This is a genomic window from Streptomyces sp. MMG1533 (assembly GCF_001279775.1).
Lineage (GTDB): Bacteria > Actinomycetota > Actinomycetes > Streptomycetales > Streptomycetaceae > Streptomyces.
In genome coordinates, this window is record NZ_LGDG01000167.1 from 139,663 (window position 1) to 159,002 (window position 19,340).

Genomic DNA, 19,340 nt, shown 5'->3' on the forward strand with positions numbered 1-19,340 from the left:
GTCACTCCGGCGGATCGTCCGGTGCAGCCTCCCCCTGCAGCCCGATCGGCCGCCAGGCATCGGCGAGCAGGGTGCCCGCGAGCACCGTGCCGGTCAGCGCGACCCGGCTGCCCCCGCCCGCGGCCAGGGCGGCAAGGCTCGCACCCTCGACGCTTTCGTCAATGCCGTACGCCGGTCCGCCGCGGCGGCGCACCGACAGCACCCGGCCGTCGTCGGTCTCCAGCACGAGTGCCTCGCGCTCGCTCTTCGAGCCCGGCGCGATGTCGGTGCGCATGAGCCGACCGGTGAACTCGGCCGGTTCGTTGCCGCCGGTGCTCACCGGGCTCGCAGGAGTGTCACCTGCTGCATGCGGCCGGCCTCTTCGCGCGCCACGATGGCCCGCAGGCCGCTCGGCCGCCGTTCGAGCGCAACATGGAAGCGTTCGCCAGGACCGGCCACGGCGGCCGCCGCCGCCATGACGTCGAAGCTCAATACCCGGCCCTCAGCCGACGGCAGCAACTCTGCGATCACCCGCCGCTCACGCGGGTTCAGCTCCCGGGGAACCGAAGCCGCGCGCGTGGTCGTCGTCTCCAGCGCCCGGCCGTTGGCCACCAGCCGACGGCGGCGGGCGGCGATCCCACCCGGAGGGGCAGCCAGGGCCCCCTTCGGTACGGCCGCGCCGTCGGCCACCGCTGCGGTCGGCCGCACGATCGGCTGCACCGAGGGATCGCCGAAAAGCGTGAACTGCGCCAGCGTCTTGATGTCGATGGGCGAGAGGCTGGCCTTCGTGAACGCGTAGTCCTGCCGGGCCTGCAGCATCGCCCGTCCCACGGAGCAGCCGGCCAACACGTGCTGGAGGAAGGCGCGGCACACGAGGTCTGCGGCATCGTTGGTATCGGCCGGGCCGTAGGCAACGTTCGTCGCGGCACAGTATCCATAGGCACCGGCGGCCAGGTAGGTGTCCGCGAATCCCCGGACACCGCCCGACTCTGCCGGGTCGAACAGCATGCCGCCGTAGCAACACTCAGCCGCACAGACCGTCCCCTCAACCAGCCGGCGCCCCCCGCCCAGCTCGGCCGCATCGAGCGCCACTGGGAAGGAACGGCCACGTTGTCCGTAAAAGCGCGGGTCTGCCACGGCGCCGTGCAGGTTGACCAGGTGCAACCGGCGCCGGGTCTGCGCCGCCGGCCAGGGCGGCGCATCTGGAGGCGCGTCGTGCAACTCGGTCGCGTCCCCGGCGAGTTTCGTGAGGGTGGCCGCCGTCGAGCCGCGCCACTCCGCCGCGGTGAGCGCGAACGCCGGCAGGTACGACGACCGCCGCCGGGTGCGGTGCCTGGCCGACGTCGCGAGCAGACGAAGGAGCTGCGCCGGGCCTCGCGCCCCCGTGCCGTCGGGGAGCCGCCCAACCACGCGGGTCGCGCCCACGAACGTCCCGGCGTCCGTGGAGTGCGGCGCGTCGGACGCGTACGGCAAGTCGCTGGGGATGGTCTCGTCGGGATCGCCGGCGCGCGGGTCGCCGGTCCACAGCGGGTTCGCCAACCCGGGCATCGGGACGACGTCGGGCGACCCGAGCAGCAGGATGTAGCTGGGCTCCCAGCGGGCTGCGGCCGCGTCGGCAAACGCCTTGGCGGCGGCTACGTCCCCAGCGTCCGAGACCTGGGACACGCCGAGCCCCCGGGCCCGCCGCCCATCGTCCATGGCGACCAGCCGGGTCTCGACGCCGCGGGCCGCGTCCGCCGCTGCGAGATCGGCGACGGCAGCCGCGATTTGCGAGACTCCCTGCGCGCCGTGCTTGCGCCGCAGCGCGCCAAGATGAGTCAGGACGATTTTGACGGCTGGCGGCCACGCTGGTCCGGCCCGAGCTGAGGACGGCATGACCGAACGCTAGTCCCTCGATGGGCCCGGATCGCCGCTTTTGGCGACCGGGTCGTCTCCTTTAGTGAGCCAAGAGAGGCCGCACGCCGTCGTCCTCGTGCTCGCGGGTACGGAACGCAATCATCTGGCACAGCAGGTCGCCCGGCACGGGCCGGCCCTACGGGAGCTTGACGGAGCCCTTGCCAATGGCGAGTCGGCGAGGTCGGCGTCGAACGCCTCGCGGGTGCTGGGGGTGAACACGACGTTCGCGTGCTTCGCGTGGCCGCTGACCATGAACAGGAGTCCGTACAGGTCAATGGAGGGTGGGTCGGTAGATGAGCTCTTGGACGTGACCGTCGAGCGTCCGGTTCTCGACCAGCTCCAGGTCGAAGTCGGCCGCACCCTGGAAGATCGGGTCCAGCCCGGTCTGACCGGTGATGACAGGGAAGAGCGTCACCTGCAAGCGGTCGACCAGGCCGGCGGCCATCAGTGCCCGGTTCATGGACAGGCTGCCGTGCGAGCGCAACGGCACCTCGGACTCCTCCTTGAGCCGAGCGACGACGTCGACGGCATCGCCGCTCACGACTCTGGCATCCGGCCAGTCGAGGGACCCTTCCAGCGTGGTCGACACCACCGTTGCCGGCAGGCTCCTCATCCGTGTGACCCATGGGTCACGCACTTCGGACTCGTCGGTGCTCGAGGCCAGCATCCGCGCGAATGCCCGATACGTGTTGGCCCCGAAGACCATCCGCTGCTCCTCGCCGTACAAGGCAAGGCGATGGTCGAGCAACTCGGGCCCTTGCTTCCCCCAGTAGCCGGTCCAGTTGCCGCCGGCGGCGCCGAAGCCGTCGAGGCTGGAAAAGACGTCGAAGGTGTAGGTCGCGGTCATGTCGTACTCCTCGAGCGCGGTTGATCCGTGTGGGTACAGACCGAGACCACGGCGAAACTCATCGCCGTCGGACTGGCCACAGCGCTGTGCAGGCGTTTCCACTTCGTCACGCCTTGGGTGAGCCCCCGACAGGCGCACGTACAGGTCAACGCGCAACTGGACACATAGGTGCGGGAAGCCCCCGTCCGCGGGTGGCGGAACGGGGGCCTCGGGAGTGCGCGGGGATGTCCGTCACCACCAGGACGTCACCGAAGCGGCGCCAGAGTCGGCGCAGCGCACCCCCTCGGGCACGATGCACGCCCGGAACGCGACGCTGGAGCTTGAGCTCGTCTGAGTTCCGCTCGTCCAGTATCTCGTGCTGTTGAGCGGCCCGTACCACGAGCCGCAGTCCCAGTTTCGGTCGCCGTTGGTGTCCACCTCGAAGCGGATCCAACGGTTGGTCGCGCCGTTCAGCGCGCGGGCCCAGCCGTACTGGACGCCGTTGACGGACCCGTACCGAACCTGCGCGGTGCCGACCGAACTAGCGGGCCCCTGTACTGCGGTGCCGGCGCCGGTCGCGGTGGTCGGGTCGTCCAGGCTGGCCAGCCCGTTGCACGCGAGGGTGGGACCGAAACCCTGCGTTCCGTCAGCCGCGTCAGCGGTCCCGGCCAGCAACGACCCCGCGAGCAGGAGAACCCCTGCGGTGGCTGTCGCGACCCTGCTCATCCTGCGTTCCATAAATTTCCCCCTGTTGCTGGACTGGTGCGGAAGGTCGCGGTGACTCTTCCGTCCCCCAGGCTGTCGGTCGCCGCCGTGGCCCCGCCACACGTTGAAAGGGTGGCTTAAACGTCAGGTGCGGTGTTCCGCGGGCTGTTGAGGAGGGCGAGTCCCGAAGGGGTGATGGTGTGCAGCACGGTCCTGCTGCGGCGCATGCTCAGCAGCAGGCCGGCCCGGCGCAGGACGGCGGTGTGATAGCTGGCGGCCGGATCGGAGATTCGCAACCGCTGGGCGAGTTCCCTGGTCGTCCGGCCGGTCACGGCGTCCTCCAGGATGGCGGCTCGGGTACGGCCGATGAGGGAGACCAGCGGCGCGTGCTGCTCCGGCGTGCCGCGGCTCGGGGTGGCCCAGCCGAGGGTGTGTTGGACGGGATAGACGAGGACAGGTGGGACCTCGGGGTCGGCGAGCGTGACGGGTCTTCGAATACAGAAGAAGGATGGCTGCAACAGCAGGCCTCGTCCGCCGAGCCACAGGTCGCGGTCGACCGGATAGTCGGCTTCCAGGACCGGCGGCTGCCAGCGCAGGACGGGTCGGAAACCGGTCAGCAGCCCGTCGGTGCCGCCCTCCAGCACGGCCCGGGCGCGCAGGGCACGGTCGGCGTCGACCAGTGCCCGGATGTGCGGCCAGAAGGGGGCAAGCGCGTGCCGGTGGTAGGCGAGCAGGGCGGAGCGTAATCGGTGCAGCGCCGTGAGGTCCGCTTCGGCCAGGGCACGGATCTCGGTCGGCACCGGCCACGGTCGGTCGCGAGAGGCAGTGAGCCGGGCCAGATCACGGCGCAGGAGACTCCGGGGCGTGCTGAGCACCATGTCGACCCCGCCCTCCAAATCGAAGCAGCCCCGCAGGTCGGGCGTGAGGAAGTCGGGTGAGTACCCCTGGGGCGGCAGCAGTGGCGCGAGCATCCGGCTGGTCGCGGGCAGCCGGGGCCGGACGAGGCGCCGCCACGCTCCGAACACCGGAGCGTTCTCCTCCGTGATCAGGGCCTGGAAGCTGTTGGTGATCTCCCACAGGGGATCGGGGCCCGCGGCGACGCGTACGCGTGCGACGTCCTCGCGGGTGAAGTGGATTCGCAGCATGAGGGCTCCAGGGCTCCGATGGGTGGCTGGTCCTCGGTCGAGTGCGCGGTACTGCTTCGATGCTTGCGCCCCGAAAGGGGCGTGGGGAACCGCGCGACAAGCCACCTTCGCCCGCGGCCGGGAACCGACATGCAGTTGTCACCCCGCCCACCCAACCGGCCACACACCGGGCACTTTGCCGGCTCACCCAACTGCATCGCGATCACCCTCTGCCGGGTCCGCCGCAGCCTGCGTCACCGCCGTGACCTGCACCGACCCGAGCAAGGCGTTGACCACGGCGTGGCGGCTCACCCTGGCTGCGACCGTCTACGCCGAGGCCGGCGACCCCACCAAGGCCGGCGAGGGACATCACGTACACGGCCGTCCGTGTCAGCCAGGTGATCCAGGGCACTCGTGGGGGTGGCACCAGACGTCGAGAAGAACAGACCGCGCAGGTAATGGATCACTCCTTCCAACTCTCCGGTAACGTCTCGGTATGAGTCATCCGCATCCAGAGCTGCAAGCCGCCCCGCCACTGCCCGACGGAGGGCTGCGGGTCGTCGCCTTGGGCGGCCTCGGTGAAATCGGCCGCAACATGACCGTCTTCGAGCACGCCGGCAAGCTGCTCATCGTCGACTGCGGGGTGCTGTTCCCCGAGGAGACCCAGCCCGGCGTGGATGTGATCCTGCCGGACTTCACTTCGATCCGGGAGCGCTTGGACGACATTGTTGCCGTGGTGCTCACCCACGGCCACGAGGACCACATCGGGGGCGTGCCCTATCTGCTGCGCGAGCGTCGGGATATTCCCGTCGTGGGCTCGAAGCTGACGCTGGCGTTCCTGGAGGCCAAGCTCAAGGAGCACGGCATCCGGCCGCGCACGGTGCGGGTGCGTGAGGGCGACCGGCGCGGGTTCGGGCCCTTCGACTGCGAGTTCGTGGCAGTGAACCACTCCATCCCGGACGCTCTGGCGGTCGCGATCCGTACCGGTGCCGGGATGGTCCTGCACACCGGCGACTTCAAGATGGACCAGTTCCCGCTGGACGACCGCATCACCGACCTGCGCGCCTTCGCCCGCCTCGGCGAGGAAGGCGTCGACCTGTTCCTCACCGACTCCACCAACGCCGAAGTGCCAGGCTTCACCGTCTCCGAGCGCGAGTTGAACCCCGCGATCGAGCAGGTCCTGCGTACCGCGCCACGTCGCGTGATCGTCTCCAGCTTCGCCAGCCATGTGCACCGCATCCAGCAGGTCCTGGACGCCGCTCACCAGCACGGCCGCAAGGTCGCCTTCGTGGGCCGCTCCATGGTCCGCAACATGGGCATCGCCCGCGACCTGGGCTACCTGAAGGTTCCGCGCGGCCTGGTGGTCAGCATGAAGGAGCTGGAGAAGCTCCCCGACCACAAGATCACCCTGGTGTGCACCGGATCCCAGGGTGAGCCGATGGCCGCGCTGTCGCGGATGGCCAACCGCGACCATGTGATCCGTATCGGCAAGGGCGACACCGTCCTGCTCGCCAGCTCCCTGATCCCGGGCAACGAGAACGCCATCTACCGGGTGATCAACGGGCTGACCCGGTGGGGCGCCCATGTCGTCCACAAGGGCAATGCCAAGGTGCACGTCTCCGGGCACGCCAGTGCCGGTGAACTCGTCTACTGCTACAACATCGTCAAGCCCCGCAATGTCATGCCTGTTCACGGCGAATGGCGCCACCTGCGGGCCAACGCCGATCTGGCCATCCGTACCGGCGTCGATCCCGATCGGGTGGTCATCGCCGAGGACGGCGTCGTCGTCGACCTCGTCGACGGGCGCGCGTCGATCACCGGCAAGGTGCCCGCGGGCAACGTCTACGTGGACGGCATGGAAGTCGGCGGCGCCACCGAAGCCTCCCTGAAGGACCGCCTCACCCTCGCGGAGGAAGGCGTGGTCACGGTGGTGGCGATCGTCGACGCCGACACCGGCTCCCTCGCCGAAGCCCCCGACTTCCTGGCCCGCGGATTCGTCCACGACGGAACCACCTTCGAACCGGCCATTGCGGTGATCGAGAAGACGTTGGCCACCGCGGCCGAGGAGGGCGTCGGCGACGCGCACCAGCTGGAACAGCTCATCGCCCGCGCCGTGGCGAACTGGGCGTTCCGAACCTACCGCCGCAAGCCACTGATCATCCCCGTCATCATCGACGCCTGACACTTCCCGGACCGGCACTTCCGTCCCTGTTCTGGCCGACGGCAGGGAAGTGCACAGCGCCGAGCCCGCAGAGCAGGGCTCGGCGTACGCATCGTCGGCATCAGAAAGGTGAACGGATGAGCGCGCGTTTCGAGGAGATCGACTGGCGCCCGACGGCGATGGGCGACATCAGTCTGCGGCGCCGACGGGACCCGGCACGGGGCGACGACGTGTACGAAGTGAAGCTCGGGGACGAGTTCCTGATGTCCAGCCTCTTCACGGCGGGCGAGATCGCCCTGACCCGGCTCGGCCTGGCGAAGCTGCCCGACACCGCCCTCGACATCGCGGTGGGCGGGCTCGGCCTCGGCTACACCGCCCAGGCCGCCCTGGACGACCCGCGTGTCCGCTCCCTGGTCGTCATCGACGCACTCGGCGAGGTCATCGAGTGGCATCAGCGCCACCTGGTCCCGCTGGGCGCCTCTCTGGCGTCGGATCCCCGCTGCCGGCTGGTCCAGGGCGACTTCTTCGCGATGGTCGAAGACTCCTGCGGACTGGACCCCCGGGAGCCGGAACGCCGCTTCCACGCCATCCTGCTGGACGTGGACCATTCGCCACGCCATGTGCTGCACCCACGTCACGCGAGGCTCTACCAGCCCGCCGGCATGCGCGCCCTCGCCGGCCGTCTACGGCCCGATGGCGTCTTCGCCCTCTGGTCGAACGACCCGCCGGACGAACAGTTCAGCTCCGTCCTAGCAGAGGTCTTCGCGGAATCGGAAACCCACGTCGTCGACTTCAACAACCCACTGCAAGGAGGAACCTCGGCCAACACCATCTATGTGGCACGGAAAGCGGGCGGCGCGAACTGAGCTACGTCTGACGCCGATCGTCACGCAGGGCGGCCTTCGCCAGGCCGAGTCCGCCGACCGCTTTGCGTGACCTGACGCGCGGTTTCGTTGCCTACCCCCGGGTCGCTGATCTCCATCGCCTTGACCCTCATGGTTGCCTGCCATGGCTGTGGTCACGCACAAGACCTACGCGCGGGCCCGGAAGTTGTGCACGCAGATCCACATCGAGGTACAGACTCTGCTTCGGGACATGGACGCTCATTTGGGGAGCCTGCGGTAGTGGATGAGGGCGCAGGTAATCGCTCACCGTTGTCCCTCCTCCGTCACCGCCCGATCCTCCCCGGTCGTCGCACGTTGTGTGCACGCGCCGTCTGGTCCCACCAGGCCGGGACGAGGGCTGTCAGCATCAGGAGCGCGGTCAGGACGAATGCCCAGGGGTAGCCGGTCAAGCCGGCCACCGCGCCGAAGCCGACCGCGCCGATGCCCATACCCGCGTCGTAGGCGACATTCCACAGGGCGCTCACCGTCCCGTACCCGGAGGCCGGGACCCGGGAGTACATCAGCGTGAGGGTTGCGCTCTGGGTGATACCGAAGCCGACCCCGAACACGGCCGCACCCACGACGACCGCAACGGGGACTCCCGTGAGGGCAACGACGAGGATGCCGGCGGCCGAGGCGACCAGCCCCGGCACGACCAGTCCGGCGGCTCCGCGCCGATCGGCGTGCCGACCGGCGAACCAGCGGGATGCGGTCGCGGCGGCCGGTTGCACGAAGAGAGCCGCGGCGACCACGCCGGAATGGCCCGGCGCCACGGCCAGTGGCAGAAAGGTGACGACGATCCCGGCGCCCACTGCCGTCACCGCGAACACTGCCGTGGGGCGGCCGAGCGTGCCGGAACGGGCCCCAGCGAAGATCCCGAGGGGCGGCCCCGACGCCGCTTCCCGGCCGGGCAGGCCCGGGACGGCGGCGATGGAGACCAGGGCGATCAGTGCCGCCACCGAGCAGACGGGCCCGTACCCCGTGTGCAATGCCAGCCAGGCCCCGAGCGGCAGGCCCACCAGCGACGGCACACCGGCCATGACGCCGATCAGAGCCAGCCCCTCCCCGCGGCGTTCGGGCGGGATCAGCGACGCCGTCAGCGCCCCACCCGCCACCAAGGTGAACGCGAAGCCGAGCCCCCGGACAAGGCACACCGCCAGGATGGACGCCATGGTCTGCGACACGGGCAGGGCCAGGGCCGGAGCACCCAGCAACAACAACCCCGCCCCCAGCATCACGCGATAGCCACAGCGTGCGGCCAGCCATGGGGCCATCAGCTCGCCGGCCACCGTGGCCAGCATCAGCGCACCGGTGACCAGACCCGCCTTGTCACTGCCCCCGCCCGGCGCGCTCTGCGCGTACGCGGGAACGACCGCCAGCAGCAAATAGAAGCTCGCCGAGGAGCCGACGACCGTCACGAAGCGCAAAAGCAGCGGGCGGGTCACCAGACGCGGCCGCGCCTCGGCAACTCCGTCTTCAGGACCGACGGATGAGGCCATGGGGTGAAACTAGGGGACGGAGCCGCCTGAAGGCTCCCCGTTTCCATGCCTGTCCAGCCTCGCAACTACCTTGTCATTTCTCGGACTTGCCGCCGCGGTCTGCTGCAACAAACGGCTCGTCCGCCTCACCACGTAGGACGCGGTCCAAGTCTGCAGGGCATCCTGTACGTCCTGCACCAGGACCTCGTCCGGCAACTCCTCCCGCTGGAGCCGGGGTTCGGGTCCGGCAGACCTGCTGGCGGCGCCGGGCCCGCTGGCAGCGGGCAGAGTCTTCGAGCGGTTGCACCGGATCCTGCTCGCCGAGCTCAACGCGGCCGGCGAGCTCGACTGGACCCGCAGGCGTACGACTCGAAGGCTGTGCGCGGTGAGTTGCGACGCCGACGCGTCCAGGCGGTGATGTCCCGCAAGGGCTCCCCGAACATCAAGGGTCTTGGCAAGCTCCGCTACGTCGTCGAGCAGAACTTAGCCCTGCTCCACCAGTTCAAACGCCTCGCGATCCGCTGGGAACGACGTATCGAACTCCCCGACTACTTCGTCTCGTTGGCTTGCAACCTCATCTACTGGAGACGCCTCAAGAAGACCGGATCATGATCGCGTTACGAGCTCATAGGAAATGATTTGAGCGAGGCGGCGCCCCGCTGCTACTTTCGCGGTGGACCGTGAAGTCGTCGTATGGAGGTGAGCCCCGTGAACACAGTTACCCATGGGTGCTCCCTCAACCCGTCACGGTCCGGCGGCTGACGTTCGGTGTCGCCAGGAGCGCCTGAGATCGAGGCACTCCTAAGGAGACTCCGATGAACACGAAGCCTTTCACATCTGGCCTGAGCGAGAACGCGGTGATGATCACGCGCGTCGCGGACAGGCAATGGCATGCACTGGATGACGACCTGGTGGTCGGCCGCGGGCATGCGCAACACCGGCCCGACGGACGCTTGTTCGTCAGTATCGACGCCTGGCACGACGCCACCTTCGACCGGCTCGCCGAGGCGATGCTGGCGGAACTGCCGGCGCCGCTGTACACGGTGGTCGACGAAGCCGACGTCGAGCTGAGGGCCGGCTGGCGGCGGGCCGGTTTCACGATCCGGCGCCGCGAGTGGGAGTACGTCGTACCGACCGACCCGCGGGTCACAGGGCTCGAAGCAGTCCTGCCGCCTTCGGGCGTGACGGTCGTGCCCGCCGGTCAGGCGGACGAGCCTCTGCTGCGGGCGGTGGACCGCGCGATCCGTGACGAAGTCGAGGCGACCGTCGGGTGGCAGTCGATGCCCGCGGAGGTAATTCGCCGCCCCGAAGGCGACACCATCGTCGACCCGTCGAAGTACGCGGTGGCCGCGGCGCCGGAGGGCTACCTGGGTCTGATCCGGGTGGTGACGGTGAACCGGCCGCGCATCGGGCTGCTCGCGGTCCGGGCCGGCGAGCAGCGCCGCGGCATCGCGCGGGCGCTGCTGGCCCACGCGCTGGGGACGCTGCACGGCTCCGGGTTCGCCGCGGCCTGGACCGAAGTCCACGAGTCCAACCAGGCAGCCTCGGCGCTGTTCGAGGGCATCGGCGCCCGGCCGATGAGCAGCAACCTGGAGCTCGTGCGATGACGAAGAACAAGAACGTCATCGAAGTCGAGGGCAAGGTCGTCGAGTGCCTGCGCAGCGCCATGTTCACCGTGGAGCTCGAGAACGGCCACCAGGTGCTCGCGCACATCAGCGGGAAGATCCGCAAGAACTACATCAAGATCATGCTGGAAGACCGAGTGCTGGTGGAGCTCCCGCCGTACGACCTGACGCGCGGCCGGATCGTGTTCCGGTACCGGAACTAGCGGCGGTCGGCACCTTCCGCGGTAGCTGATCCTGGGGCCCCGGTCACGGCGTTTCCGTGACCGGGGCCCCGATGCTGGCTCGCACGGCCGCGGCGGCCACCGCTCCAGCCGCCGCACCGCGGCCAGCGCCGCGCCCCGCGGCGACCGTGGCGCCCACCAGCAGGTCTGGCCCGAGCCGAACCCCAGCTCCAGGGGCAGCAGTTGCCAGGAGATGTCGTTGTGCAGCACGTACAGGATGCCCTGCAGGCACAGCCGGTCCGGCACCGGCCGCGGGCCTGCTGGGGGCCGCCTGAAAGGGCCGAAGCCCACCCGTCGCGGCCAAAGCCCACCGGTCGCGGCAAGCACGGATCGAGGATCCGCCTCGTCTGCGACCGGCAGGCTGTGCCCGACCGCGCCGGTCTCCCTCGTCGTCGACCACGCGGGTCGCCCGCTTCCTTGGTGGACCGAGGCTCAGGCGTCGGGGGCCGCGTGGACACGTCGCCCGTCGACGAAGGTCTCCAGGACGTGGGTGGCGGCGATATCCCCGGGCGGGCCTGCGAACGGGTCACGGTCGAGGACGACGAGATCGGCCGACTTGCCGACAGTGATGCTGCCGGTGGTGCCGTCGAGGTGGTTCACATAGGCGCTGCCCGCCGTGTATGCGGCGATGGCGGCACCCAGGTCGAGGCGCTGCTCCAGGAGGAAGGCCGGAGTGCCCTCGGGTGCGTCGGGTGCGATTCGGTTGACGGCGACATGGATGGCCTGGAGCGGATCGGGGCTGCTGACCGGCCAGTCGCTGCCCGCGGCCAGCGTCGCGCCCGCGCGCAGCAGATCGCCGAAGGGATACTGCCGTGCGCCGCGTTCGGCGCCGAGGAAGGGCAGGGTCAGTTCGTCCATCTGCGGTTCGTGGGCGGCCCACAGCATCTGCAGGTTGGCGCTCGCGCCCAGGGCGCGGAAACGGGGTACGTCGGGTGGCTGCACGACCTGGAGATGTGCGAGGTGGTGCCGCGTGTCGCGGTGGCCGTTGGTCGTGCGGGCGGACTCCACGGCATCGAGGGCCTCGCGCACCGCGCGGTCGCCGAGCGCGTGGAAGTGGACCTGGAAGCCGAGCGCGTCGAGTTCGGTGACGTACTTCCTCAGCTCTCCCGGTTCGACGAAGCTGATTCCGCTGTTGTCCGAGGCGCAGCCGCAGCCTGTCAGATACGGGCTGAGCATGGCGGCAGTGTGGTTCTCGGTGATGCCGTCCTGCATGATCTTCACGGTGGTGGCGTGGAACCGGCCCCCGCTCAGCTCCTCGCGGCGGGCGGCGAGTTCCGGGATTTGCTCGGCGCCGCGCTCGCGGTCCCACCACAGGGCGCCGACGACGCGGGCGGTGAGCAGGCCCCGGTCCAGGGCCGCCAGGTAGGCGGGCGCCGGGTCGGTCATGTTGGTGTAGGTACCGACGATGGCGTCCTGCCAGGTGGTGACGCCGTGGGAGTGCAGTACGGCCTGGGCGCGCAGCAGGGCGGCGAGCTGTTCCTCCGGTGTGGGGTCCGGCACCAGTCGGCCCACGAGGTGGACCGCGCCCTCCTGGAGCATCCCGGTGGGGTTTCCCTCGGCGTCGCGCTCGATCCGGCCGTCGGCGGGGTCGGGGGTGCGGGAGTCGATGCCGGCACGTTCCAGTGCCCGGCTGTTGACCCAGGCGCCGTGGTGGTCACGGTTGGGCAGGAAGACGGGACGGTCCGGGACGATCGCGTCGAGGGCGGCGGCGGTGGGGGAGCCGCCGGGGAACGCCTCAAGGGACCAGCCTCCACCGGTGATCCACTCGATGTCCGGGTGTTCGTCCGCGTACGTCTTGATCCTGCGCAGGTACTCGGCCGGCTCGATGGTGTCGCCGAGATGGCACAGGCCGAGTTCGATGCCCGCGCCCTGCGGATGGACGTGGGCGTCCTGGAAGCCGGGCAGCAGCAGCTTCCCGGCGAGGTCGACGACTTCGGTGCGCGGCCCGATCAGCTCGTGCACCTCGGCGTGGCCGACGGCGGCGATCCGCCCGCCGCGCACGGCCACGGCGGTGGCGCGGCTGCGGGCGGGATCGACGGTGTGCACGGGGCCGCCCGTGAGGACGAGATCGGCCGGTCCCGTGACCCGGGGATGCGACATGGGGGTGAACTCCATGGGGGTTGGGAGGGCTGACAGAGGTGAGGGTCAGATCGCGGCGCGGTCCATGGGGAGGGTGAGGGCCTCGGCGTCGGTGCCGCGCCCCGTCGTGAAGTACGGCGAGTGCCGGACGTACTTGGCGACGGCCGCCATGCCGAGGCCGAGGAGGATGATCCCGGCGGGCAGCGAGAACATGAACCAGCCGTTGTCCGGGCTGAGTTCGAAGTGGTCGCTCATGGTCAGGTACGAGTAGCCGAGGTAGCCGCCGAGGCCCAGCAGGACCAGGCCGGCCACGGCGGGCACGCCGACGGCGAGCAGCGCCTCGCGTGCTCCTTCGCGAAGCGCGGAGCGGAAGCGCACGGCGCAGGCGAGCGCGGTGAGGCCGTAGTAGAGGGCGACGATCAGGCCGCTGGCGTTGACGGCGGCCAGCAGCATGTCGCTGAGCTTGGGAATCGCGACGGCGAGCAGGGCGATCACGGCGGCGATGGACATCACGACGACCGTGCCGGCGGCAGGGGTGCCGTACCGCGGGTGGATGCGGGTCCACAGTGGTCCCATGGTGCGGTCGCGGCCCATGGCGAGCAGTCCGCGTGCCGTGGGAATCAGGGTGGCCTGCACGGAGGCGAACGCGGAGCACATCAGCGCGACCAGGGGCAGGGTGGCCCAGGGCTCGGCGGCCAGCTTCTGCCCGAGGTACGGGAGGGCCTGGGGGCCGTTCTTGACGAGTTCGGCCAGGCTCATCTCCCGCTGGAAGGCGACCGAGGCGAAGAGGAACAGGCCGAGCATGGCGAACAGGGCGATCAGGCCTCCCCGGGCCGAGTCGCCCGGGCTCTTCGTCTCCTCGGTGACGCTGAAGGCAGCGTCCCAGCCCCAGAAGAAGAACACCGCGAGAACCATGCCCTGGGCGAAGGCGGTGCCGTCGGGGATCTCGAAGGGGTTGAACCAGGAGAGGGAGAAGGCGTGGTCACCGGTGACCAGGGCCCAGCCGCAGAAGCCCAGCAGCACCGTGTACTCGAAGACCAGCAGGGCGAACTGGAACCGGGTGGTGGCCCGCATCCCGGTGAGGGCCAGAGCCGTGAGGGCGAGGAGGAGCACCAGCCCGACCGCCGTGCTGACGCCGGTGGACGCCGGATCGAGGGCGATGCCGGCGAGGCTGTGCAGGCCGGCCTTGTTGGCGAGGATCAGGACGACCGAGCCCATGATGGCGCTGGTGTAGGCACAGAAGATGATCGAGCCGACCAGGGTGACCCAGCCGGTCAGGAAGCCGGGCCAGGGGCCGAGGGACTTGCCGACCCACACGTAGCCGTTGCCGCAGTTCGGCTCCGAGCGGTTGAGACGGGCGTAGGCGGTAGCGATGCCGAGCACCGGCAGGAACGCCAGCAGCAGGAGCGCCGGGGCCTGAAGACCCACGATGGTCGCGATCGTGCCCATGCCGATGGCGATGCTGGTGGTGGCCGCGGTGCTGGACGCGGCGATGGCGACGCCGTCGACGACGCCGAGGGAACGGCGCAGGGCCGGGCGGGGCCCGGCGGACGGGCTCGGAGGGGATGACAGGGGAGGTGCGGACGACATGAAGGGCTCCTCGGGGACGAGGGATGGGAAGAGCCGTGCGGGAATGCGATGGAACAGCTGTCGTCCGCATACCGTCAACCCTGTTGACGTAAGGAGCCCGGTGGCCGTTCACTGGACGGTACGCAGTGCCCGGTCGGCGTGGACGAGAGGAACCCGGTGATGGCCACCCGTATCCCACAGGAGCGCAGACGCCGGCGGCCCACCCGCTCCGGGGTCCTGCTGTCGGAAGACCTGATCGTCGAGACCGCCCTGCGGCTGATCGGCGAGCACGGTCCCGAGGCGCTGAGCGTGCGCCGGCTCGGCGCAGCACTGGGCTGCGACCCGACCGCTCTGTACCGCTACTTCCACGACACCGACGACATGGTGCTCGCCATCGCCGACCGGATCATCGGCGACGCGATGGCGGGGTTCGTCCCCGGAGACGACTGGGTGGCCTCGCTGCGCGAGATGGCCCTGCGGGTCCGCGCCGGATACCTCGCCCATCCCCGGGCCGCCGCCATGGCCGCGCACCGGGTGACCCGGCGCAAGAACGAGATCCAGGCCGTGGAGACAGGGATCGGCCTACTGCTGTCCGCGGGCTTCGAACCGGCCCGCGCCGCACGGCTCTATCTGGCCTTCATCGACACCGTGCTCAGCCACGCTGCCGCGGACGCGGCGTTCCAGGCGCTCCCGCGGCAGCAGCGCGAGGCCGATCAGGGGGCGTGGAGGGACGTCTACCAAGGTCTGGACCCGGTGGCGTACCCGGCGCTCACCGCGGCACGCCGTGAGCTGCCCGGGATGGCGGACAACTCCTTCGAGGAGGCGGTGGACCTGCTGCTGGAGGCGTTGGCGGCCCGCGCCCCGGCGAGGCGGGGTTCGGGCCGCTGAGGTAGGGACACGTTCGGGACACAAGGACAGGAACAGACTGACAAGACCCGGCGGGTACCGACACGAGCCATGCCTGCGTCATGCCGACCGAGTCTCATGAACAAGTCGCACGAACAAGTCGCACGAACAAGTCTGTCTCCACCGCGGACGGGTGCCGTGGTCGCGCGGCCGCTGAGGTCCGGTCCGTGGCCGCGCAGGTCAGTTCCCGCTGAACGGCCGGTGAATACGTTTCCTCCAACGCCCGTGAAGCGGGACGAACGAGGAGGCAGCCCGTGAAGGAAAGCCAGTTTGATACGTGTGTGATCGGGGCGGGACCCGCCGGGCTGGCGGTCGCCAGGGCCCTGGCGGAGCGGAACCTGCCGTACACGCACCTGGAGCGGCACACCGGGCCCGGCGGCATCTGGGACATCGACAATCCCGGCAGCCCGATGTACGAGTCGGCCCACTTCATTTCCAGCAGGACCCTGTCGGGATTCGGCGGGTTCCCGATGCCCGACCACTTCGCTGACTACCCGCCCCACCGGCAGATCCTGTCGTACCTGCGGTCTTTCGCGGACGCCTACGGACTGACCGACCGCATCGAGTTCGGCGTCGAGGTCGAAAACGTCGAGAAGAACGCGGACGGTACCTGGACGGTCACCCGTGCCGACGGGCGGGAAAGCGTGCACGGGCAGGTCGTCGTGTGTACGGGCTCGCAGTGGCACCCCAACATCCCGGAGCTGCCGGGGGAGTTCAGCGGGGAGGTCCGGCACACCGTCGGGTACCGCAGCGCGGAGGAAATGCGGGGCAAGCGGGTCCTGGTCGTGGGGGCGGGGAACTCCGGGTGCGACATCGCCTGCGATGCGGCCCGGACCGCGGACCACGCGGTGATCAGTATGCGGCGCGGGTACTGGTTCATCCCCAAGCACCTGTTCGGCCGGCCGGTGGACACCATCGCGGGCAGTGGGCCGCACCTGCCGATGTGGCTGGCGCAGCGGGTCTTCGGTGCTCTCCTGCGGATCATCAACGGCGACCCGACGCGGCTGGGGCTGCCGAAGCCGGACCACAAGCTGTTCGAGACCCACCCGGCCATCAACTCGATGCTGATCCACCACCTCCAGCACGGCGACATCACCGCCAGGCCCGGGATCGCCCGCACCGAGGGCAGGAGCGTGTACTTCACCGACGGCACGAGCGACGACTTCGATCTCGTCCTGCTGGCCACGGGCTACGTCCACAAAGTGCCGGTCGCGCAGCGGTACTTCGGCGACGAACAGCACCCCGACCTGTACCTGTCGTCGTTCTCGCGCGAGCACGAGGGCCTGTTCGGCATCGGCTTCATCGAGACCAACTCCGGTGCGTACCAGCTCTTCGACTCACAGGCGCAGCTGATCGCCGGGTACATCCATGACGCGCGGCACCGGCTGCCGAACGCGGAGCGGTTCGCCCGGATGATCCGCACCGACCGGCCGGATCTGTCCGGCGGGCTGAAGTTCGTCGACTCGCCCCGCCACACCGGTTACGTCGACGGCGCGGCCTTCGTGAAGTACCTGGGCAAGGTCGCGGGGGAGATGGGCTGGCGTACCGAGGGCCGGGCTCCGCGGGTGCGGTCCCTTCGGCCCGCGGAGGCGACGGCATGAGCGGGTTCGACTTCACCGACAAGGTCATGCTGGTGACCGGCGGCGCGGGCGGCATCGGCAGCGCGCTGTGCCGCCGCTTCGCCTCCGGCGGCGCCCGCTGTGTCGTTGTCGACATCGACGGGATCCGCGCCATGAAGGTGGCCGCGGACCTGCCAGGCGCCGGGCATACGGGCATCGGATGCGACCTGATGGACCGCGCCCAGGTGGAGCGGCTGTTCGAGGTGGTCGCCGATGACCACGGTCGCCTCGACGTACTCGTCAACAACGTGGGCATGACCAGCGCGGAACGCTTCGACGTCCGCAGCGTCGAGAGCATCGAGCGGGAGATCACCCTCAACCTGACCTCACCGCTGGTCGCGACCCGGATCGCCATTCCTCTTCTCATGGCTTCCCGGGACGCCCGGGTGGTCACCACGGTCTCCCTCGGTGGGGTCTTCCCGCTGGGGGAGACCCCGATCTACACCGCTTCCAAGTTCGGGCTGCGTGGCGCGATGCTCGCCATCGGGCTCGACCTCAGGAGCAAGGGCATTCGGGCCGGGTCGGTGCTCCCGTCGGCCACCGACACCCGGATGCTGCGTCAGGAAGCCGTGGACGGCGGGAACTCCATGCAGTTCCAGGACCGTCCGCAGCAGCCCGCCGATGTCGTCGCGGCCGTGGTGAGCCTGCTGGACAAGCCCCGGCTGGAGGCCTACCCCCGGCCCGGTGAGTCCCGTCTGGTGCGGTTCGCGATGCTCATGCCGAACCTGCTGCCCCGGGCCTTCCCGCTGTTCCGCAAGCGCGGTGACCGCGGCATGGCTCGCTACCTGGAGGAACTCCGCCGGCGCGGACTGGCCCGCCAGACCGACGGGCGCTGGGAGCTGGTGGAGGAAGTATGACCACGAACGAGATGCTGCAGGTCGTCAACCCCGCCACCGGGGAGCCGATCACCACCCTGCCCGCCGCAAGCGCCGACGACGTCGCCAAGGCCGCCGAGCAGGCCCGGCAGGTCCACGACGCCGGGGTGTGGTCGCACCTGCCGGTCCGGGAGCGCGGTGCGGTGCTGCTGCGGCTGGCCGACCTGATGGAACGCGACGCGGAGATCCTTGCCCGGCTGGACAGCGAGGACGCGGGCAAGCCGATCACGGAGTGCCGTACGGGCGACGTACCGGGCGCGGTCGAGTCGATCCGCTGGTTCGCCGAGGCGGCCGACAAGGTCTTCGGCCGGGTCACGCCGAGTGGGTGCGACGCTCTCGGTCTCATGAGCCGTGAGCCGGTCGGGGTCGTCGCGGCGATCCTGCCGTGGAACTACCCGCTCGCCATGGCCGCATGGAAGGTCGGACCGGCCCTGGCTGCCGGCAACTGTCTGCTGGTCAAGCCCGCCGAAGCGACCCCGCGCTCCGCCCTGCACCTGGCCGCTCTCGCAGCCGAGGCAGGCCTTCCCGACGGGGTGCTCACGGTGCTGCCCGGGTACGGCCAGGAGGCCGGGGCGGCCCTCGCCCGTAACCCCCTCGTGGGGGCGCTCTCCTTCACCGGGTCCACCGCGACCGGCCGCCGCATCCTCAAGGACGCCGCCGAGAGCAACTTCAAGCGGGTCTCGCTGGAGATGGGCGGCAAGAGCCCCCAGGTGCTGATGGCCGACGCGCTCTCCTACGGCGACGAGCTCATCGACAACATGATCGAGGCCGCGTTCCTGACCATGGGGCAGAACTGCACGGCCGGCTCCCGGGTTCTGGTTCACCGCAGTATCGCCGAGGAGGTCCTTGAGCGGTTCACCGCTGCGGCGAGAGAGCTCGTCATCGGTGATCCGGCCGACCCGCGCACGCAGATGGGGCCGCTCATCAACCACACCGCCTTCGACCGGGTCGCGGGAGCCGTGGAGGCCGCCCGGGCCGGCGGAGCCCAGATCCACACCGGGGGACTGCCCCACGGGCTGCCTTCGCGCGGCGCCTACTACCCGCCCACCGTGATCACCCGAGCCCCCGACGGCAGCGACGTCCTCACCAAGGAGTTGTTCGGTCCCGTCGTCACCGTCGAGACCTTCACCTCCGAGGACGAGGCGGTACGCAGGGCCAACGCCACCGAGTACGGTCTCGCCGCCTCGGTCTGGACCCGCGACCTCGATACCGCGCTGCGGCTGGCCCGCGGCATCGAGGCCGGCGTGGTCTCCGTCAACGCCTACAGCGAGGGCGACATCACCACCCCCTTCGGCGGCTGGAAGCAGTCGGGATTCGGGGGAGTGGAGAAGTCCACCGACGCCTTCGGCCAGTGGACCAGGGAGAAGACGATCTGGATCCGCACCCGCTGACC

At 70.0% G+C, this 19,340-nt stretch carries 17 protein-coding genes and 1 pseudogene; 9 read left to right on the forward strand and 9 right to left on the reverse strand.

The annotated features are described in order from the left end of the window. Position 1: 1 nt before the first annotated feature. The 5 genes from ADK57_RS18035 to ADK57_RS18055 all read right to left on the reverse strand — a co-directional run bounded on the left by ADK57_RS18035 (position 2) and on the right by ADK57_RS18055 (position 4,551). Positions 2 to 274 carry a hypothetical protein gene (locus tag ADK57_RS18035; RefSeq protein ID WP_234390273.1) on the reverse strand — a complete coding sequence of 91 codons (273 nt, stop codon included), beginning with the start codon at positions 272 to 274 and terminating at the stop codon, positions 2 to 4. A gap of 41 nt (positions 275 to 315) precedes the next feature. Then, positions 316 to 1,854 (reverse strand): C25 family cysteine peptidase, encoded by a 1,539-nt coding sequence (locus tag ADK57_RS18040; RefSeq protein ID WP_053750498.1) that lies wholly within the window; start codon positions 1,852 to 1,854, stop codon positions 316 to 318. Positions 1,855 to 2,146: 292 nt separating this feature from the next. Beyond that, entirely contained in the window at positions 2,147 to 2,722 is a 576-nt protein-coding gene (locus ADK57_RS18045; protein ID WP_053750499.1) for a dihydrofolate reductase family protein, read from the reverse strand. Between the two features lie 231 nt (positions 2,723 to 2,953). Next, positions 2,954 to 3,427, reverse strand: a complete 474-nt coding sequence (locus tag ADK57_RS18050; protein ID WP_053750500.1) for a hypothetical protein — start codon at positions 3,425 to 3,427, stop codon at positions 2,954 to 2,956. A gap of 116 nt (positions 3,428 to 3,543) precedes the next feature. Further along, the gene (locus tag ADK57_RS18055; protein WP_053750501.1) at positions 3,544 to 4,551 is read right to left on the reverse strand and encodes an ArsR/SmtB family transcription factor; all 1,008 of its coding nucleotides are present in this window, start codon (positions 4,549 to 4,551) and stop codon (positions 3,544 to 3,546) included. Positions 4,552 to 5,026: 475 nt separating this feature from the next. Here ADK57_RS18055 and ADK57_RS18060 point away from each other — a divergent pair, with 475 nt between their 5' ends. Together ADK57_RS18060 and ADK57_RS18065 are read left to right on the forward strand one after the other, a co-directional pair. Further along, positions 5,027 to 6,712 (forward strand): ribonuclease J, encoded by a 1,686-nt coding sequence (locus ADK57_RS18060; protein ID WP_053750502.1) that lies wholly within the window; start codon positions 5,027 to 5,029, stop codon positions 6,710 to 6,712. A 116-nt stretch (positions 6,713 to 6,828) separates the two neighbouring features. After that, entirely contained in the window at positions 6,829 to 7,557 is a 729-nt protein-coding gene (locus ADK57_RS18065) for a spermidine synthase (RefSeq protein ID WP_053750503.1), read from the forward strand. A 302-nt stretch (positions 7,558 to 7,859) separates the two neighbouring features. On the opposite strand, the gene ADK57_RS18070 is transcribed toward ADK57_RS18065, so the two are convergent. Next, on the reverse strand, positions 7,860 to 9,074 hold the full coding sequence (locus ADK57_RS18070) for an MFS transporter (RefSeq protein ID WP_053750504.1): 1,215 nt from the start codon (positions 9,072 to 9,074) through the stop codon (positions 7,860 to 7,862). 369 nt (positions 9,075 to 9,443) lie between these two features. Here ADK57_RS18070 and ADK57_RS50475 point away from each other — a divergent pair, with 369 nt between their 5' ends. The 3 genes from ADK57_RS50475 to infA all read left to right on the forward strand — a co-directional run bounded on the left by ADK57_RS50475 (position 9,444) and on the right by infA (position 10,881). Beyond that, positions 9,444 to 9,665 carry a transposase gene (locus tag ADK57_RS50475; RefSeq protein ID WP_078973199.1) on the forward strand — a complete coding sequence of 74 codons (222 nt, stop codon included), beginning with the start codon at positions 9,444 to 9,446 and terminating at the stop codon, positions 9,663 to 9,665. Positions 9,666 to 9,868: 203 nt separating this feature from the next. Then, positions 9,869 to 10,660 carry a GNAT family N-acetyltransferase gene (locus ADK57_RS18080; RefSeq protein WP_053750506.1) on the forward strand — a complete coding sequence of 264 codons (792 nt, stop codon included), beginning with the start codon at positions 9,869 to 9,871 and terminating at the stop codon, positions 10,658 to 10,660. Then, positions 10,657 to 10,881: a translation initiation factor IF-1 gene (infA, locus tag ADK57_RS18085; RefSeq protein ID WP_010981942.1), complete on the forward strand. Its 225-nt coding sequence runs from the start codon at positions 10,657 to 10,659 to the stop codon at positions 10,879 to 10,881. The genes ADK57_RS18080 and infA overlap by 4 nt, the downstream gene beginning before the upstream one ends. Before the next feature lie 162 nt (positions 10,882 to 11,043). On the opposite strand, the pseudogene ADK57_RS51285 reads toward infA, so the two are convergent. From ADK57_RS51285 to ADK57_RS18095, 3 genes and pseudogenes are all read right to left on the reverse strand, one after another. Then, positions 11,044 to 11,226, reverse strand: a pseudogene (locus ADK57_RS51285) (IS5/IS1182 family transposase); the annotation flags it as partial. A 105-nt stretch (positions 11,227 to 11,331) separates the two neighbouring features. Further along, on the reverse strand, positions 11,332 to 12,999 hold the full coding sequence (locus ADK57_RS18090) for an amidohydrolase (protein WP_053750507.1): 1,668 nt from the start codon (positions 12,997 to 12,999) through the stop codon (positions 11,332 to 11,334). A gap of 45 nt (positions 13,000 to 13,044) precedes the next feature. Beyond that, positions 13,045 to 14,568 carry an APC family permease gene (locus ADK57_RS18095; protein WP_053750508.1) on the reverse strand — a complete coding sequence of 508 codons (1,524 nt, stop codon included), beginning with the start codon at positions 14,566 to 14,568 and terminating at the stop codon, positions 13,045 to 13,047. Positions 14,569 to 14,727: 159 nt separating this feature from the next. Here ADK57_RS18095 and ADK57_RS18100 point away from each other — a divergent pair, with 159 nt between their 5' ends. The 4 genes from ADK57_RS18100 to ADK57_RS18115 all read left to right on the forward strand — a co-directional run bounded on the left by ADK57_RS18100 (position 14,728) and on the right by ADK57_RS18115 (position 19,338). Continuing rightward, positions 14,728 to 15,435, forward strand: coding sequence for a TetR/AcrR family transcriptional regulator (locus ADK57_RS18100; RefSeq protein WP_053750509.1), 708 nt, complete (start codon positions 14,728 to 14,730; stop codon positions 15,433 to 15,435). 272 nt (positions 15,436 to 15,707) lie between these two features. Beyond that, on the forward strand, positions 15,708 to 17,054 hold the full coding sequence (locus tag ADK57_RS18105) for a flavin-containing monooxygenase (protein ID WP_199830610.1): 1,347 nt from the start codon (positions 15,708 to 15,710) through the stop codon (positions 17,052 to 17,054). Beyond that, a complete protein-coding gene (locus tag ADK57_RS18110) occupies positions 17,051 to 17,929 on the forward strand; it encodes an SDR family NAD(P)-dependent oxidoreductase (protein WP_053750511.1) in 879 nt (292 codons plus the stop codon). Before ADK57_RS18105 ends, ADK57_RS18110 begins: the two co-directional genes overlap by 4 nt. Next, positions 17,926 to 19,338, forward strand: a complete 1,413-nt coding sequence (locus ADK57_RS18115; protein WP_053750512.1) for an aldehyde dehydrogenase family protein — start codon at positions 17,926 to 17,928, stop codon at positions 19,336 to 19,338. The genes ADK57_RS18110 and ADK57_RS18115 overlap by 4 nt, the downstream gene beginning before the upstream one ends. Positions 19,339 to 19,340: the final 2 nt, after the last annotated feature.